The organism is Methylobacterium sp. Leaf123, assembly GCF_001423405.1.
Taxonomy (GTDB): Bacteria; Pseudomonadota; Alphaproteobacteria; order Rhizobiales; family Beijerinckiaceae; genus Methylobacterium.
Map to the genome: position 1 here is coordinate 275,804 of NZ_LMNS01000012.1, position 16,961 is coordinate 292,764.

The 16,961-nt window shown below is 71.1% G+C and carries 13 protein-coding genes; 2 read left to right on the plus strand and 11 right to left on the minus strand.

Going from position 1 to position 16,961, the window contains the following annotated elements:
• Nucleotides 1–2: 2 nt before the first annotated feature.
• On the plus strand, nt 3–1,175 hold the full coding sequence (locus ASF53_RS10945; protein ID WP_056197842.1) for a glycosyltransferase: 1,173 nt from the start codon (nt 3–5) through the stop codon (nt 1,173–1,175).
• 130 nt (nt 1,176–1,305) lie between these two features.
• Here ASF53_RS10945 and ASF53_RS26295 read toward each other — a convergent pair whose 3' ends face one another.
• From ASF53_RS26295 to ASF53_RS10995, 11 genes are all read right to left on the minus strand, one after another.
• Nucleotides 1,306–1,473, minus strand: a complete 168-nt coding sequence (locus ASF53_RS26295; RefSeq protein WP_200943211.1) for a hypothetical protein — start codon at nt 1,471–1,473, stop codon at nt 1,306–1,308.
• A gap of 218 nt (nt 1,474–1,691) precedes the next feature.
• Nucleotides 1,692–4,265 carry a condensation domain-containing protein gene (locus ASF53_RS10950; protein WP_056197844.1) on the minus strand — a complete coding sequence of 858 codons (2,574 nt, stop codon included), beginning with the start codon at nt 4,263–4,265 and terminating at the stop codon, nt 1,692–1,694.
• Nucleotides 4,266–4,276: 11 nt separating this feature from the next.
• Nucleotides 4,277–7,741 (minus strand): non-ribosomal peptide synthetase, encoded by a 3,465-nt coding sequence (locus ASF53_RS10955; RefSeq protein ID WP_056197846.1) that lies wholly within the window; start codon nt 7,739–7,741, stop codon nt 4,277–4,279.
• Between the two features lie 328 nt (nt 7,742–8,069).
• Nucleotides 8,070–9,290 (minus strand): hypothetical protein, encoded by a 1,221-nt coding sequence (locus ASF53_RS10960; RefSeq protein ID WP_056197848.1) that lies wholly within the window; start codon nt 9,288–9,290, stop codon nt 8,070–8,072.
• A gap of 139 nt (nt 9,291–9,429) precedes the next feature.
• On the minus strand, nt 9,430–9,960 hold the full coding sequence (locus ASF53_RS10965) for a SixA phosphatase family protein (protein ID WP_082482640.1): 531 nt from the start codon (nt 9,958–9,960) through the stop codon (nt 9,430–9,432).
• The gene (locus ASF53_RS10970; RefSeq protein WP_056197850.1) at nt 9,957–10,937 is read right to left on the minus strand and encodes an aldo/keto reductase; all 981 of its coding nucleotides are present in this window, start codon (nt 10,935–10,937) and stop codon (nt 9,957–9,959) included. Before ASF53_RS10970 ends, ASF53_RS10965 begins: the two co-directional genes overlap by 4 nt.
• Nucleotides 10,938–10,995: 58 nt before the next feature.
• Nucleotides 10,996–11,334 carry a type II toxin-antitoxin system RelE/ParE family toxin gene (locus ASF53_RS10975; protein WP_056197852.1) on the minus strand — a complete coding sequence of 113 codons (339 nt, stop codon included), beginning with the start codon at nt 11,332–11,334 and terminating at the stop codon, nt 10,996–10,998.
• Complete coding sequence (locus ASF53_RS10980) at nt 11,324–11,614, minus strand: ribbon-helix-helix domain-containing protein (protein WP_056197854.1); 291 nt, start codon at nt 11,612–11,614, stop codon at nt 11,324–11,326. Before ASF53_RS10980 ends, ASF53_RS10975 begins: the two co-directional genes overlap by 11 nt.
• A 172-nt stretch (nt 11,615–11,786) precedes the next feature.
• Entirely contained in the window at nt 11,787–12,638 is an 852-nt protein-coding gene (locus ASF53_RS10985; RefSeq protein ID WP_056197855.1) for an AAA family ATPase, read from the minus strand.
• A 95-nt stretch (nt 12,639–12,733) separates the two neighbouring features.
• Nucleotides 12,734–13,387 (minus strand): hypothetical protein, encoded by a 654-nt coding sequence (locus ASF53_RS10990; RefSeq protein WP_056197856.1) that lies wholly within the window; start codon nt 13,385–13,387, stop codon nt 12,734–12,736.
• A 126-nt stretch (nt 13,388–13,513) separates the two neighbouring features.
• Nucleotides 13,514–14,752: a hypothetical protein gene (locus tag ASF53_RS10995; RefSeq protein ID WP_056197857.1), complete on the minus strand. Its 1,239-nt coding sequence runs from the start codon at nt 14,750–14,752 to the stop codon at nt 13,514–13,516.
• A 304-nt stretch (nt 14,753–15,056) separates the two neighbouring features.
• On the opposite strand from ASF53_RS10995, the gene ASF53_RS11000 reads away from it, so the two are divergent.
• Nucleotides 15,057–16,946, plus strand: a complete 1,890-nt coding sequence (locus ASF53_RS11000; RefSeq protein ID WP_056197858.1) for a cation:proton antiporter domain-containing protein — start codon at nt 15,057–15,059, stop codon at nt 16,944–16,946.
• Nucleotides 16,947–16,961 lie beyond the last annotated feature (15 nt).

Genomic DNA, 16,961 nt, shown 5'->3' on the forward strand with positions numbered 1-16,961 from the left:
CGTTGCGCGTCCTCATCGTCCACAACCACTACCAGATCCGGGGCGGCGAGGACGCGGTGGTGGAGCACGAGGCCGCGGCTCTCGCCGAGGCCGGCTGCACCGTCGAGACGCTGGCCTTCCACAACGACGATATCCGCACGCCGCTCGACCGCCTGCGCACGGCCTTCGAGGCACCGCACGCGCCGCGCGGCATCGCCCGCGTCGTCGCGGCGGTGGAGCGCTTCCAGCCGGACGTGGTCCACGCCCACAACACCTTTCCGCTGGTCTCGCCCGCCATGCACGGGGTGGTGCGGGCGCTCGGCCCGGTGACGGTGCAGACGCTGCACAATTTCCGCCTCGCCTGCGCCGGCGCGATGCTGATGCGCGACGGCGCCCCCTGCGAGACCTGCCTCACCGGCTCCTCCTACGCGGCCGTGCGCCACGGCTGCTACCGCGGCTCGCGGCTCGGCACGTTTGCCGTGGCGCGGATGATCGACCGGCACCGCCGCACCGGCACCTGGACGCGGGACGTCGATGCCTTCGTCGCGCTGACCGAATTCGCCCGCGGTCGCTTCATCGCGGCGGGTTTGCCGGCGCACCGCATCTTCGTGAAGCCCAACGGCCTGCCCGATCCGGGGCCACCGAAGGAGGGCCCGCGCGAGGGCATCCTGTTTGCCGGCCGGCTCAGCCCGGAGAAGGGCGTCGAGGTCCTGAAGGGGGCCGGCGCGCTCCTTAGCGCACCGGTCGATGTCGCGGGCGAAGGGCCGCTGCGGGAAATGCTGGAGGGGGCGCCGGGGCTCAACCTGCTCGGAGCCCTGCCCCGCGCGGAGATGCGGGCGCGGATGGGCCGGGCCGTCGCCCTCGTCGTGCCCTCGCTCTGGTACGAGGGGCTGCCGATGGTCGTGGCCGAGGCCTACGCCGCGGGCACGCCGGTCATCGCCTCACGGATCGGTGCGCTCGCCGGCCTCGTCGAGGAGGGCGTGACGGGTCTGTTGGTGACGCCGGGCGATCCGGCCGAGCTTGCGCAGGCCATCGAGCGGCTGCGCGCCCGGCCGGAGGAAGCCCGTCGGATGGGCGTGGCCGCGCGAGCCGCCTACCTGCGCGACTGGACCGAGACGGCGACGACCGCCACGCTGATGTCGGTCTACCGGACGGCGCTCGCCGCACGGATGCGGGACGGGCGCGCCATCGCGTGAAGCGGGTTCGGTCGTGCTCCGTGCGCCATCGAAGGGCCGCGTGCCTTATTCCGCTACGAACAGGTCCGCGGATGAGGCGCGATCCCGTCGTGCCCGCACCATGGGTGCCGTCCTCAAGCGTAGCGCTTCGCTAATCCAGCGACCGGTAGCGCAACCTCTGCTTTTCCAGTTCGGACAGCACCTGCTCGGGTTCGAGGCCGTCGTCGTAGGGAGCGTTCTTGAGTTCGTGCAGAAGGAACAGCATCGCGAGAAATCCGACGCCGATCGCTCCCCAAATCACCAACGACAGACCCGTCATCGCTCCTCCACGCAGCGTCTGCTTCTTATTAACATAAATTACATTCGGCCGACGAGGGGTTGCAAGCGGTTCAGGACGCGCCCCTGGTGCGTGCGGCGAAGGGCAGCAGGCTGGAGCGCATTCCGACGAAGTGGTGGCCGGTTCGTCGGAGGAATGCGGGATAATTCAGAGGTCTAGAGATTCCGGCCTGATGCCATCAGGTCGGAGACGTCTCCCGGTCACCGGCACGCCATCAGGCTGATCTTGGCCGCCATCACCCGGCAGCCGGCGGGGGAGAACGCGCCCTCGTGGCCGAAACCCGGAACGCTGACGCTTTGACTGTTCTCGGCATAGGCCCGCCAGCCGAGCATCGGGTCGAGGGCGGGGCCGACCGGAACGCTCTCGCTGCGGACGATCAGCACCGGCCCCGAATGGGGGCGCGGCTCGTAGGCCAGGGCCAGCGCGTCGAGTTCGTCGGTCAATTGCCAGAACGCGTCCTCCGGGCTCGGGGAGGCGAGCCCGACCCGGTTCAGGGCACGCCGCAACCCACGCCAGGAGCGATGCGAGCGGAACCAGAGATGGGCCCGCGAGCCGAGGTAGCCGAGGCCGTCGCGGCGGACGTGCCGGATCAGCGCGGCGAGCCGGCCGCGCCTATAGGCCGCCATCACCCGGACGCGCGCGCGCGGCGTGAAGCGCCTGATATAGCCGGGCTCCCAGCAATCGATGAGGACGACGAGGGCGACGTCCCGGCCGCCTTGCGCGAACTGCCGGGCGATCTCGAAGGCGAGGACGCCCGAGCGGCAGAACCCGACGAGGCGGATCGGCCCTTGCGGCTGCGCGGCATCGATCGCGTCGCGATAGGCGCCGGCCAGCCGCTCCAGGGTTTCCTCGTGGGGTGGAACCCGGCTTTCCAGTTGCAGCGTCGCGAAGGGATGGTCCGCCCCCAGGGCCTCGGACAGGGGCCGGTAGAGCTCCTGATCGGCCGCGGCATGGTGGATCGCGGTAAAGCCCGGCCGCGCCTGCGCCGTCGGCGGCGGTTCCTGAAGCGAGCGGTGCCGCACGCCCGCCGCCGCCTCGCCGCCGAGCAGGGCGCAGAGCCGCGCCACCGTGCCCGCTTCGAAAAACGACCAGAGCGGAACGGTTCGGCCCGTCGCCGCCTCGATCCGCGCGACGACGCGGGCGGCCAGGAGCGAGTGACCGCCCGCCGCGAAGAAATCCTCGTCGTCGGACAGGTCGGGGCGACCCAGCATCTCCCGCCAGATCGCGCGTATCATGGGCAGCAGGTCGTCAGGCCCCTCACTCGCCGAGGGGGCGGGTGTCTCGGCGTCAGGTGCCGCATCCGTTGGCGCGCTCGCGGCGGCCTCCTCCGCCTTCGGCTGACCCGCTCCCGGGGAGGCCGCTTCACGCTCGGCCGCGACCCCGCCCCCGCCGCTCGCCAGGGGAACCGGATCGGGCAGGCGTGCCCCGACCGCTGCGCGGGCGGCCTGCTCGAAATCCGCGAGCAGGCCGGCAACGGTCTCCACCTTGTAGAGACCGGCATCGTACTCGCAGATCAGGCGCCAGCCGGCCTCGCCCGGCGCCAGTTCGAGATCGAGGTCGAAGAAGCTGCCGGTGGCGGCGTAATCGAGATCGACGAGGCGGATCGGGGCCGGCTCCCCGATTGAGGCCTCGCCGGACGGCGTCGCCTGGGGCGTCGGCCGCATCCGGATGTTGACCGAAACCGGCGGCGGCCGCAGCCCGTCGCGGCAGGGGGCCAGGGCCTGCACCACCCGGTCGAACGGGGCGAGGGCGTGATCGCAGGCGTCGAGGATCGTTCGGCGCGTCGCCGCCAGCCGCTCGGCGAAGCCCTGCTCCGCTCCGAGATGGGTCCGAAGCACCAGCGTGTTCACGAAGGTGCCGACGACCCCCTCCAGTTCGATCTCGTCACGCCCCAGTACCTGCGTGCCGATGGCGATGTCGCTGCGCCCGGTGCGCGCGCTCAGAAGCCCGAACAGGAGGGTGCAGGCGAGGACGAAGGGGGTGGCGCCCCGCGCCCGCGCGCAGGCCTCCATCCGCGCGCCGAGATCGGCGGAGAGCTGGCGGGTCTCGGCGGCAAAGCGGCGCTCCCGGCCGGGGCGGCGGGGATGATCCGGCGGCAGCTCGAACGGGGTGAGGTCGCGCAAGGATTGCGCCCAGAAGGCGAGGTCGCGTTCCGCCGCCTCGGCGAGGGCCGGGGAGACCTCCCATTCCGCGAAGTCGGCATAATGCAGCGCCGGCGGCGCCGGAGCCGGCAGCTGTCCCCGGATCAGGGCGCCGTAGATCGAGACGAATTCGCGGGCCAGCACCACCATCGACCAGCCGTCGCAGACGCTGTGATGGGCGGTGACGAGCAGCAGGGAATCGCCGCGCCCGAGCCGCAGCAGCGTCACCCGTAGGAGCGGTGCGCGGGCGAGATCGAAGGGTTTCCCAGCCTCCGACGCGGCGATCTCGCGCGCCTCGCCGAGGCGGTCGCCGGGCAGGCCGGAGAGGTCGATTTCGGAAAACGCCAGCGGCACCGTTCCGGCGATCCGCTGCACCGGCCGCCCGCCCTCCCCGACGATCGCGGTGCGCAACGCCTCGTGGCGGTCGAGCAGGAGGCGGAAGGCGCGGGTCAGGATCTCGGCATCGAGCCGCCCGGCGATGCGCCAGCGGGCGGCCACATGCAGGCTCGGATCGCCCGGCCGCAACTGGTCGAGCAGCCAGAACCGCGTCTGGCTGTGGGAGCAGCGGGCGGTGAAGGCGTCGCCGTGAACCTCTCCGGCCGCGGCCGGCGATTCTTGCGTGAAATGCCGCATCCCGCCCGCCCTCACGCCTGACCGACCGCGGCGCGGTCGGGGTCGGCGGGCTTCGGGCGCCGGATCGACGGGATCGGCGCGCGTGCGGCGGCCGGTGTTTCCTCACCCGCCCCGAGCCGCCCGTGCAGCAGGGCCGCGACCCGGGCGATGGTGCGCTCTTGGAACAGGTCGCCGGCGCCGAGCGGCAGGTTCTCGCGCCGCGCCCGGGCGACGATGCGGAACACGCTGAGCGAGTCGGCTCCGAGTGCGATCAGGTCGTCGTCGCGCGTGACGGAAGCAACGCCCAGCACCTCCCGCCAGATTGCCGCCAGCGTCGTTTCCAGGCCGTCATCGGATGCCGGGACCGGAGCGGGCTTGAGCGGCAGCGGGATCGCGGCGGTCGGCTCGGCGGGGCTGTAGGGCCGGGCCTCGGGGGCCGGCAGCGCCCGGCGGTTGACCTTGCCGCTTGGCGTCAGCGGCAGGGCCGACAGCCGGACCCATTCCGAGGGGATCATGTAATCCGGCAGTTCGCGGGCGAGCGCGGCGCGCAGGTTCCGCAAGGTCGGGGCCGCCTCGCTCTCGGGGCGCACGAAGTAGCAGACGAGGCGATCCTCACCCGCCGCGTCGGGGCGCAGCACCACGACCGCGTGCAGCCCGGTCTGGCGCAGCAGCGCCGCCTCGATCTCGCCCGGCTCGATCCGGTAGCCGCGCAGCTTGATCTGGTGGTCGGCCCGTCCCAGGATCTCGACGCGTCCGTCAGGCCGGTAGCGGGCGCGGTCGCCGGTGCGGTAGAGCCGCGCCCCGGCGCATTCCGGCAGGGGGCTCGCGATGAAGCTCCGCTGCGTCAGGTCCGGCCGTCCGAGATAGCCGCGGGCGAGCCCGAGGCCGCCGATCAGCAATTCACCCGTGACCCCGACCGGCACCGGCTCGCCCTGCGCGTCGAGGATGAACAGGCTGGTGTTGTCGATCGGCCGCCCGACCGTGATCGTCTCCTCCGCCGGATCGACCCGCGCGGCCGAGGACCAGATCGTCGTCTCGGTCGGCCCGTAGAGGTTCCAGAGTTCGCCCCCGCCCTCGGTGAGGCGCCGGGCCAGATCGAGCGGCAGGGCCTCGCCGCCGCACAGCATCTTGAAGCCGGGGCGGGAGCGGAAACCCGCCTCCAGCAGGAGCCGCCACGTCATCGGCGTCGCCTGGAGCAGGGTGGCCCCGCTGTGTTCCAGGCGGGCGAGGAGGGCGTGTCCGTCGCGCGCCTCCTCGGCGGAGGCGATCACGATCTGGGCGCCGCGGATCAGCGGCAGCAGCAATTCGAGCCCGGCGATGTCGAAGGTCACCGTCGTCACCGCCAGCAGCCGGTCGTCGCGTGCGATCCCCGGTGCCCGCGCCATGGAGAACAGCAGGTTCGACAGGCCGCGATGCAGCACCTCGACGCCCTTGGGCGCGCCGGTCGTGCTCGAGGTGTAGATCAGGTAGGCGGCCCGGTCCGCCGGCACCCGCGGGAAGCGGGTCGGCGCCGGCCCGTCGAGACGATCGACCTCGATGATCCGTGGGCCGCCCTCCGGCACCAGCGCACTGTCGGCGGCAAGGGTGAGCATCGCGCCGATCCCGGCATCGGCGACGATCCCGGCGCGGCGGGCCGACGGCATCGCCGGGTCGAGCGGGACGTAGGGGATGCCGGCGCGCAGCGCGCCGAGCATCGCCGCGACGAGGCCGGGCGAGCGGCGCATGAGCAGGCCGACGCGGGCCCCCGCGGGCAGAGCGCATCCCTGCAAGGCCGCGGCGACGCGATCGGCCCAGCGGTCGAGGGCGCCGTAGGAGACGGTCTCTTCGCCGAAGCGAAGCGCGATCCGGTCCGGGTCGCGCCGGGCGTGGAGCCTGAAGGCGCGCATCGCCCCGACTTCGAGCGGGTGGGCGGTCTCGGTCGCGTTCCAGTCCACCAGCATGGTCTGCCGCTGGGCCGCATCGAGCAGCGTAACGCGCCCGACCGGCTGCGCGGGATCCCGGGCGAGATGCCCGAGCAGGGTGAGGTAGTGCCCGATCCAGCGTTCGATCGTGGCCGGCTCGAACAGGGCGCTGTTGTAGGTGGCATCAAGGGTCAGTCCGTCCGCCGTCTCGCTGAGGCTGACGGTGAACTCGAAGGTCGAGAAGCGCTTTGGCGCGGGGGCGAGGGTGCCGCGCAGGCCCGCCCCGAAATCGATCGCATCGGCAAAGTGCTGGAAGTTGAACTGAACCTGCGCCAGCGGCGGGCGCGCTGGATCGTGCGGCCGGTCGAGATGGCGCAGCAGCCGCCCCAGGGTGCAATCGGCGTGGGCGGTGGCCTCGGCCAGGGCCGCGCCGGTGCGGGCGAGATGGGCGGCGAAGGGCTCGTCCGGATCGAATCGCGCCCGCAGCGGCAGGAAATCGGCGTGGTGCCCGACGAGGCCCGGCTCGCCGAGGCGCGGTTGGCCCGCCATCGGCATGCCGACGACGAGGTCGTCCTGCCCCGAGAGCCGTGCGAGGAGCACCTGAAAACCCGCGAGCAGCGCGGCGTTCAGCGTCTGCCCCTGGCGCGCCGCAAGGACCTTGAGCGCGGCGACGAGCGGCCCAGGCAGGGTGGCGCTTCGCGTATCGCCGGCAAAGCCGCGCAGCTTCGGCCGCGGATGATCGGTCGGCAGGTCGAGGGGTTCGGGCAAGCTGGCATAGAGCCCGGCCCAGTAATCCAGCGCTCGGCTCGCCTCCGCCGCCGATGGAGCATGTCCATCGGCCTGCGGGGCCGGTGCCAGCCGCTCCGGCGCGGCGCGGTAGGCGCTCGCGATCTCATCGGCCAGAACCGCGAAGGACCAGCCGTCGCAGACGATGTGGTGGGCCGAGAGGACGAGGACGTGAAGGCGCTCGCCGAGGCGCACGAGATCGGCCCGCGCGACAGGACCGGCGACGGGGTCGAACGAGAGGCCCGCCTGCGCGTGAAGATGCGCCGCAAGAGCGGCCTCCGGATCGGATTCGCGCGCGAGATCGGCCCACTGCACCGGCACGAGGCCCGCGGGATCGACCCACACGGTCTCGCCGCTCGGCGAGACGCGGCTGCGCAGGGCACCGTGGCGGGCGAGCACCGCCCTCGCGACGGAGAGAAGCCGCTCGGCGTCGAGGGGGCCGTCGAGCCGCAGGGTGACGATCTCGGTCATCGCGGCATTGGCGTCGGCGCCGAACTGTGCGGCGAGCCAGATCTCGGCCTCGCCGTCGGTGAGCGGGCGCTCTGCCCCGCGATCCACCACCGGCAGAGCCGGCGAGGTCTGCGGCTCGGGCCGGCTCACCCGCGCGGCTGTGATGGTCAGTGCGAGGGTGCGAAGCTGCTCCTCCACCACGCGGCACACGGCATCGAGCTGATGCCGGAAGACCGTCTGCAACTCCTCCGGCGTCGGCGTGGCGAGCGGGACGACCGGCCGCCCCTCCCCGCCCGAACCGGGCGCGGCATACGCGGCCGGGATCGCGTGGAAAACAGCCTTGCCGTCGATGCAGGACATCCCGATCCTCGTCTGGCCGTGCGGCTCATCGGCGAAGGCCAGGCGTCCCTAACCGGACGCCAGCCGCGCCGCCGGGTTGGAACCGGGCGCTCTCGGCGATCGGGCGTCCGATGAGGCACACCTGCCTTCGCGTGACGAGCAGGAGGGTCATCGCGTCGCCGGAAGTGGGGAGACCGGTGTCTCGACCGGTTTTCCGCAAAGCCCCGAGCGACGTTCTCACGACCATACCAGCGGGCCGGCGACGATCATCTGCCTCCTTGGGAGTAGTGCTTCTCCACTCTGCGCGGTTCATCGCGCGGGGCAGGCCGGTTCTCGTCGAGGCGAAGTTCTACAGTGCGGAGTTCGGCCGCGTCTCCGACGAGGCGGTTCCGGAGAGCCGCGCCTCGAGCCGCTCGATCGCCGCGCTCACCAGCGCCTTCGAGGCGTGCAGCGTGCCGAGTTCGACCGAGGACATCGCCAGCACCACCGGCAGGAGGTTCTCGCTCGGCCGGCCGTCGTCGCGGAACAGGCGCAGATCGTCGTCGGGCTTGAGGCCGACGCTTCCCGCGATCCGCGCGGCGTAGTTGCGGATGCGCGTCTCGTCGTTGGCGCAGACGGGGGCCGGAAGGCTGAGATCGAGCAGGCTGCCCTTCGGCAGGGAGGCCGCGATCGAGGGCAGCGCCGCCGCCTCCGCCGCGAGCCGGTCGGGCGCCAGCAGGGCGGCGGGATTGGCCGCGCCGGAGGCGACGGTCGCACGGGTCGGGGCGACCGCCGGCGGAGCCTTGGCCGCGATCTTCGGTGCCTCGGTCAGGCCCGTCGCGATGTCGGTGGCGGGCCTCGGCACGGAGACGGCCGACCCTGCCACGGCGCGGGGCACCCGGCCGGGATGCCCGGCGAGCCGCGCGCGGGCCGACCAGGGTTGCACCCGCAGCCCCGCGGTGGCGCGCGGCGCCGCCCGCGCCACGCCGCCCCGCCCATGCCGCGCAAGAAAGCGGGCGCGCAAAGTGCCGCCGATGCCTCGCGGTGCGGTCGTCGTCGACACGGCGGCCACAGCCGCCTGTCGTGCCGGCCGCCGCGGCCCTCCCCCGACGGGCGCTGCGGCCACCGGGCGGGCCGCGCCGCACTCGGCGGGCGCCCAGCGGCGCACGATGGCGAGCGCCGAGCGGCGCCCGTAATCACGCTGGTAGCGGCGCAGGAGCTGCACCGCCGCATCCGCACCGTCGGCGGCGGTGGCAAAGCCGGTATGGCCCTCCGCATCGCCGCCGAGTTCACCGCTCCAGCGCGCCTGCTTGATGCACCAGTAATTGTTGAGCCGCACGCAGCGGGCGACGAAGCCGGGCTCGGTCGCCGCGTGCCGGACCACGAAGGCGAGCGAGCCCGGTGCGAGGTTCTCGCCGGCCTGCTCCCGCCAGTTCGAGACGGCCCGCGCCACGAGGCTGAAGCTCGGCGCGGGCGCTGGCTGCGCGTCGGTGGCCCGGGGAAGAGCCGGCAGGTGCGCCCGCGCCGTGTCGAGCGCGGGCTCGATCCGCGGCAGCAGCATCGTCAGGGCGAGGAGCGTTTCGAGGAGCACGCCGGTCTTCCCTCACGCGGTGTCAGCTCGGCTGTTCATGTGGGGGGAACGGCGCGAGGCGGCGAAGGGTTCGGTGCCCGCGCATCGTCCCGAAAGGTCGTGGCCGTGTTCGAGATGACGCGCTCGCTGCCAAAACCGCTCAATCGTCGTCCATGTCCGCCGCGAGCTGGCGCGGGCGCACGAACCGCAGGAGGCGCCCGGCGCCCGCGGCGACGTCTTCCCAGCCCTCGCCCTCGAACGCGAACACGGCGAGTGCCGCGGTCGGGAATTTCTCGCGCAGATCCTTCTGCAGGTCCTTCGGCCCCTCCCCCACGAGCCGCAGGGCGAGATCGCCGAGGCCGGGATTGTGGCCGATGACGAGCAGGGTCGCCGCGTCCGCCGGGGCGGAGCGGATCGCGTCGAGAATGCGTGCGGCGGGCGCCTCGTAGATCGAGGGCACCGTCTCCATCGGCGTCTCGGGAAGCTCGGCCCGCAACGCCGCCCAGGTCTCCTGCGTGCGCCGGGCCGGCGAGACCATGACATGGTCGGGCGCCAACGATTCGCGGGCGATGTAAGCACCCATCAGCGGGGCGGCCTCCCGCCCGCGCCCATTGAGCGGGCGGTCGATATCGGCCACGCCCTGCGGGTAGGCGGATTTGGCGTGGCGCAGGAGGAGCAGGCGGCGCATCATTGGAACCCGACCACGGTGTGCGGAACGTAAGGGGCTTCGAGCCGCGCGATCTCGTCCTGTGTCAGCGTCAGGTCGAGGGCGGCGGCGGCATCGTCGAGATGCTGCGGCTTCGAGGCGCCGATGATCGGGGCGGCCACGCCCGGCTTCTGGATCACCCAGGCGAGCGCCACCTGCGCCCGCGGCACGCCGCGGTTGCGCGCCACCTCGGCCACCGCCTCGACCACCTGCCGGTCGGAATCGACCGTGGCGTCGTAGAGGTTCTTGCCGACGAGGTCGCTCTCCTGCCGGGCGCTCCCCGCGTCGAAGTCGCGGGTCAGCCGGCCGCGGGCGAGCGGGCTCCAGGGCAGCAGTGGGATGTTCTGGTCGGCGCAGAGCGGGATCATCTCGCGCTCCTCCTCCCGGTGGAGCAGGTTGAGATGGTTCTGCATGGTGGCAAACCGCGTCCAGCCGTTCAGGTCGGCGGTGTAGAGCGCCTTGGCGAATTGCCACGCGAACATTGAGGAGGCGCCGATATACCGGGCCTTGCCGGCCTTCACGACATCGTGGAGCGCGTCCAGCGTCACCTCGATCGGCGTGGCGTAGTCCCAGCGGTGGATCTGGTAGAGATCGACGTAGTCGGTGCCGAGCCGCTTCAGCGACGCGTCGATCGCGGAAAAGATCGCCTTGCGCGAAAGGCCGCCCGCATTGGGCTGACTCTTGAGCGGGTAGTAGACCTTGGTGGCCAGCACGATGCTGTCGCGGTCGGCATAGTCCTTGAGCGCCCGGCCGACGATCTCCTCCGAGGTGCCGTCGGAATAGTAGTTCGCCGTGTCGAAGAAGTTGATCCCGAGATCGAGCGCCCGCTTGATCAGCGGTCGGCTCTCCTCCTCCCGCAGGGTCCACGGATGCGGGCCCCGCTCCGGCTCGCCGTAGGTCATGCAGCCGAGACAGAGGGGCGCGATATCGAGGCCGGTGCGGCCGAGCTTTTTTGTCTGCATGGGGGCGGTCACGCGGAGGCGGGTCGGAGCTGTCTACCTGGGGCGTCGGCGCGAATCGTCACCGTTCCGCGAGATTTTCTCCGGCGTGCAAGACGACGCTCAAATCACGCCGTCCGTCGAGACCGCGGACGATCTCGACCTCGCGCACGGGCGCTTCGTCGGTGTCCGGTATCGTCTCGTACAAGATGAGGAACGGAGTCTCGACGAGAATCCGCGTGCTCGGCCGGATTTCCGGGCGCCGCGGACCCATCCGAGGCTGCAAGGCGAGTTGGCGAGCCCGTTCTTCGATCCTGTCGTAGAGCCGCTCGGCGGCGGCCGGGTTCTGGCTTCCGATGTTCACGTAGATATCGATGAGGTCCGCCCTCGCGAGCCGGGACCAGACGACCTCAGCCGGCACGACTGTCCTCATCCTCCGGTCCAGTGAGGCGAGCACGTGCTTCGCGGCGCAGCGCCTCGAAATCCAGCGCACCGTGCCGACCGGACGCCTTGCCGGCGTCCCAGGTCTGCTGAAGCCGCTCGGTCTCCATGTCCCGGAACTTGCGGCGGTCGGACCAGAGCCGCACGGCATCCCGAACGGCTTCGCTGGTCGACGCATATTCGCCGGCTTCGACGGCCGCACGGATCTGCGTCGCCATGGGCTCGGGAAAGACGACCGTCATACGCTCGACTGCGGCCAACGCCCCCTCCTCCGCACCGGACATGATGGGAGCCAATCACATCCTAGAGCCGAACCCGACCGGATTGCATCAGACCGGGGCCTCTCGCTCGCGGTTTTGACGCGCATTCTTTCAACGCAGCGGTGACCACCTCGTCGGAATGCACTCTCGCATACTCGGCCGGCCGAGACCTCTATCCGCCCCGCCCCTCCCGGCGCATCATGAAGGCGATCTTCTCGAACAGGCTTACATCCTGCTCGTTCTTGAGGAGCGCGCCGTGCAGCGGCGGGATCAGCTTGCGGCCGTCGCGCTCGCGCAGGGTCTCGGGCTGGACATCCTCGGAGACGAGGAGCTTGAGCCAGTCGAGCAATTCCGAGGTCGAAGGCTTCTTCTTGAGGCCCGGCACCTCGCGGGTTTCCAGGAACACCCGCAGCGCTTCTTCGACGAGGCGGTGCTTGATGCCCGGATAATGCACCGCGACGATGGCCTTCAGCGTCTCGGCGTCGGGGAACTTGATGTAGTGGAAGAAGCAGCGGCGCAGGAAGGCGTCCGGCAGCTCCTTCTCGTTGTTCGAGGTGATGATGACGATGGGGCGGATGTCGGCGCGGATCGTCTCGCCGGTCTCGTAGACGTGGAACTCCATCCGATCGAGTTCGGTCAGCAGGTCGTTGGGGAACTCGATGTCGGCCTTGTCGATCTCGTCGATGAGCAGCACCGGCCGCTGCGGGGCGGTGAACGCCTCCCACAGCTTGCCGCGCCGGATGTAGTTGGCAATGTCCGACACCCGCGGATCGCCGAGCTGCGAATCCCGCAGCCGCGAGACGGCGTCGTACTCGTAGAGCCCCTGCTGCGCCTTGGTCGTGGACTTGATGTTCCAGGTCAGCAGCGGCGCGCCGAGGCCCCGGGCGATCTCCTCGGCCAGCACCGTCTTGCCGGTGCCGGGCTCGCCCTTCACCAAGAGCGGGCGCTCCAGCACGATCGCCGCGTTGACCGCCGTGGTGAGATCGGGCGGCGCGACGTAGGACTCGGTTCCGGTGAAGCGCATGGAGCCTCGCGTCGGGAGGGGGATGGGAGCGGACTAACCCGAGGCGAAGCGGGTCGGCAACCGCTCGCGCGGCGGTCGATGCCTAGGGCGCTCCCTCACAACGTCTTTCCGTCGTGCCACACGCAGTTCGAGGCCAGAATCCCGAGATTCACGTCCGATTTCTGCGGCTGGGGCAGCGTTTTGCCGTCCATGGCGAGGTCGATCTTGATCTCGACCTGCCCCTTCGTTTCGTTCGAGCGACGGGAGAAGTAGCAATATTGCTGGAACGGCCGCTCCTCGTTGGCCTTGAAGTTCCAGCCCGTCACGATCTGCCCGTCGAGATAGGGCACCTGTTTGAACACGGTGAAGGTCGTGTTCACGGGCGCTTGAGAAGCCGGGGCGGCGTCGGTGCCGAGCTGCGCCTTGGTCGGCGTCGGCACGGCATTGGCCTTCTGCGTCGGCAAGCCTTCGAGCTTCAGGGTGTTGTCGGTGAGGGTGACCTCGCCCTTGGTCTTCAGCGTCACGTCGGCGAGCGCGGCCTGCATCGCGCTGGCGATCTTCTCGGCGGCCGAGTCGAACTGGTTCATGTAGGCGTAGCCGTAGCAGGCCGCGCCGATGCCGATGCCGGCGAGCGCCGAGAAGGCGCCGGCGCCGATCGCCCGCAGCAGGAAGGCGCGGGCGAAATGCATCCGGGCCTCCGCCCGCAGGCGGCCGTTGACGTGTTGCGCGAGCACGATGTTCTCGTGCGTGCCCTCGGTGTGGATGCTCATGGTCGGGCGCTCGACTTGAACAGCGCTCTCCGCCGAAGGGGCCGCCGGTTCGGCGCGAGGGAGCGTGTGGAAACAGGAACTCGAACCGCTGCCGATCGCGGTGTGATCGGCAGCGGTTCGAAAGGCTTACGCAGTAGCGCCGGTGGGGGCGTTACCGGAGGTGTTGGCGGGGGGCGGGGGCGGCGGCACCACGGGCGCCGTGCGCCGCTCCAGCGGGATCACCGAGGCCTCGCGCGTCATCGGTCGCGGCTGGGCCAGCGCCATCTCCTGGCGCACGCCCTCGGCGATTGAGGCGAGCAGGTAGGGCGTGGCCTCCGGGTTCACGGCGGCGCCGAGGTCGTCCTCGTCCATGAAGGTCTTGCGCACCGAGACCGCCGAGAGGGCCAGGATCGTCGAGGCGAAGGCGGCGCAGAGGGCGGGGACGAACACGAAGATGCGCAGGAAGGCGTGGACCTGCGCATCGTTCACGTCGATCGGATCGACGCCGTAGACCATGGCCGTGAAGGAGTGGAGCTGCGAGCGGTTGACCGAGTTGCGGTAGGCCTGCTCGGCATCGGCCACCTTGCGGTCGGCGGCACCGCGGTCGAGGGCGGCGCGGGCCTTGCGGGCCTCTTCCAGCTCCTTGACGATGGCGCCCCGGTCGCTGCCCGCCTTGGCCACGGCGGCGTTGAGGGTCGCGGTGCGCGGGTCGGTGACGCATTTCAGGTTCGAGTAGCGCATGCCGCGGCTGTTGGTGCCGTAGACGCGCTCGCAGCGCTGCGCGGGCAGCCCGGCGAGCTGCGAGGCGTTCTCGGCCGAGCGCCGCTCGATCTGCTCCAGTTCGTTGGTGTATTGCTCGACCCGGGCATTGGCGGCGGCGATGCGTGTATCGATGCTGTTGCGGTCGGCCTGCGCGTCCTTGAGGGCGGTCTTGGCCTTGGCCGCGTCCATCAGGCGGGGATGGAACATCATCTCGCCGAGCTGCGACACCGACTTGGTGGTGACGCCCGCGGCGAAGATGATGCCGACGATGGCAAGCGCCTTCACGAACCACGAGCGCTGGGTGCGCGCCAGGATGCCGAGCGGCACGCGGCACAGCTCCACCGCGGCGTAGACCAGCGGCGCCAGAAGCATGAAGTAGAACGCCCGGTCGTCACCGTCGCTGTAGGTGCCCGCGAACAGCCACGCGCCCCAGAGCGAGGCGCCGATCACCATGAACTCGACGAGATAGGCGATGGCGACGTAGCCCCACTTGATGCGGTAGCCACGCTCGATGTCGCGCTCGTGCTTCCAGCGCTGCTGGTCGAGCAACCATTCCCGCCGCTCGCGCTGCACGTCCCGGCTGGGAGGCGTGTCGGAAAAGAATTTCATGGGCCAGAACTTCATGGGCCTTAGATCGCTGCGGGCCTCCGGCTGAGCGGCGGACCGGCCATCCCCTAACATCGCGTTACCCGAGGTTAGGAGCGTATTGTGCCGAAGTTGTGCCGGCTCGGTCGATGAGCGGTGGATGGCGGCCCGCCGCGACCGCCGCGGGTGAAACGGCCGCGAAAACGGCCGATGGCCACGCAAAAACGGTTGCTCCGCCACCGGCTCGCCGCCCATGATGCAACCGGTCCCTCCCGCGGCATCGAAGATGCAGGGAGCCGGGCCGCCCAGCTCCTCTTTTCCCAGGCGGCAGCGTATCAGCCCGATGACCGACCCCGTGCAGGCCGGAACCCAGATCGCCGCGGAAGCCGGCGCGCATGCGGTCGGCTACCGGGAGGCGATTCTTTTCCTCGTCACCGCCGGCATCGTCGTGCCGCTGTTCCACCGCCTGCGGATCAGCCCGGTGCTCGGCTTCATCGGCGCGGGCGCGCTGCTCGGGCCGTTCGGCCTCGGGCGCTTTGCCGACGCGCATCCGTGGCTCGCGCCCTTCACCATCGGCAACCGCGCGGAGATCGCGCATCTGGCCGAGTTCGGCGTCATCTTCCTGATGTTCATGATCGGGATCGAGCTGTCCTGGGAGCGCCTGCGGGTGCTGCGCCGGCTCGTCTTCGGACTCGGGGCGATTCAGGTGACGGCCTCGGCGACGGTGATCGCCCTGATCCTCCTCGCTCTGGATCAACCGGTGGCCGGGGCGGTGCTGGTGGGGCTGGCGCTCGCCCTCTCCTCGACCGCGGTGGTGCTGCCGGTGCTCGCCGAGCAGAAGCGGCTCGGCACGCCGGCCGGCCGCACCAGCTTCGCGATCCTGCTGTTTCAGGATCTGGCGGTCGCCCCGATCCTGTTCGCCATCGCCGTGCTCGGGCGCAAGGACGGCGGCGATCTGGGGGCCGCGCTCGCCCTGGCGCTCGGACAGGCGGCGATCGCCCTCGTGGTGATCGTGGTGGCTGGCCGGGTCGCCCTGCGCCCGCTCTTCCATCTCGTCGCGCGCACCCGCTCGCCCGAACTGTTCATGGCGGCTTGCCTGCTCGTCATCGTGGCGACGGCGGTGGTCGCGGCGGGCAGTGGCCTGTCGATGACGCTGGGCGCCTTCGTCGCCGGCCTGCTCCTGGCCGAGACCGAGTATCGCCGCGCCATCGAGGCGACCATCGATCCGTTCAAGGGGCTACTGCTCGGGGTGTTCTTCGTCTCGGTCGGCATGAACCTCGATCCGGCCCAGCTCATCTCGGCGCCGGGCGCGATCCTCGGCCTGTCGGTCGGGCTTCTCGTCATCAAGGGCGCCGTGGTGCTCGTCGGCGCCCGCATCATGAAGCTGTCCCGTTCGGTCGCCCTGGAGACCGCCCTGCTGATCGGCCCCGGCGGCGAGTTCGCCTTCGTGCTGATCGGCGGCGCGATGGCGACGGGGCTCGTGCCGGAGCCGGTGGGCGGTGCCGCCCTCATCGTCACCACCGTGACAATGATCGCAATCCCCGGCCTTGCCGCACTCGCCCGCCGCATCGGCGGCCGCGCCTCGAAGCAGCAAACCGGTCCGGCCCAGGCCGAGCCGCTACCGGAGCCCGAGCAGAACCGGGTGATCATAGCGGGCTATGGCCGGGTCGGGCGGCTCGTCGGCGAGATGCTCAAGCGCCACGCGATTTCCCACATCGCCGTCGATTCGGACCCGGCCCGCGTCGCCGAACAGCGCCGGCTCGGCAGCCCGGTCTATTTCGGCGATTCCGCCAATACGGAGATGCTGCGCCGCTGCGACATCGCCACAGCCCGCGCCCTGGTGGTGACCCTCGACAATCCCCGCGCCGTGGAGGCGGTGGTGCAGGCCGCCCGCGCCGAGCGGCCGGACCTCACCATCGTCGCCCGCGCCCGCGACGCGCGCCACGCCACGCAGCTCTACGAGATGGGCGTCGATGACGCGGTGCCCGAGACGATCGAAGCCTCGCTGCAACTCTCGGAAGCCGTGCTGGTCGATGTCGGCGTGCCGATGGGCAACGTCATCGCCTCGATCCATGAGCGGCGCGACGAGTTCCGCACCATGCTGAAGCGCCGTGAAGCGGAGGCGCGGCCCGTCTTCCGCGCCCGCCGCACGGTCGGCAAGGGACGCGAGACCGCGGCGGAGAAGGCCGCCGAGCCGCCGGCCGAAGTGCGGCCGATCGGCAAAACCGCGTGAGGGTCGCGCGCGCCT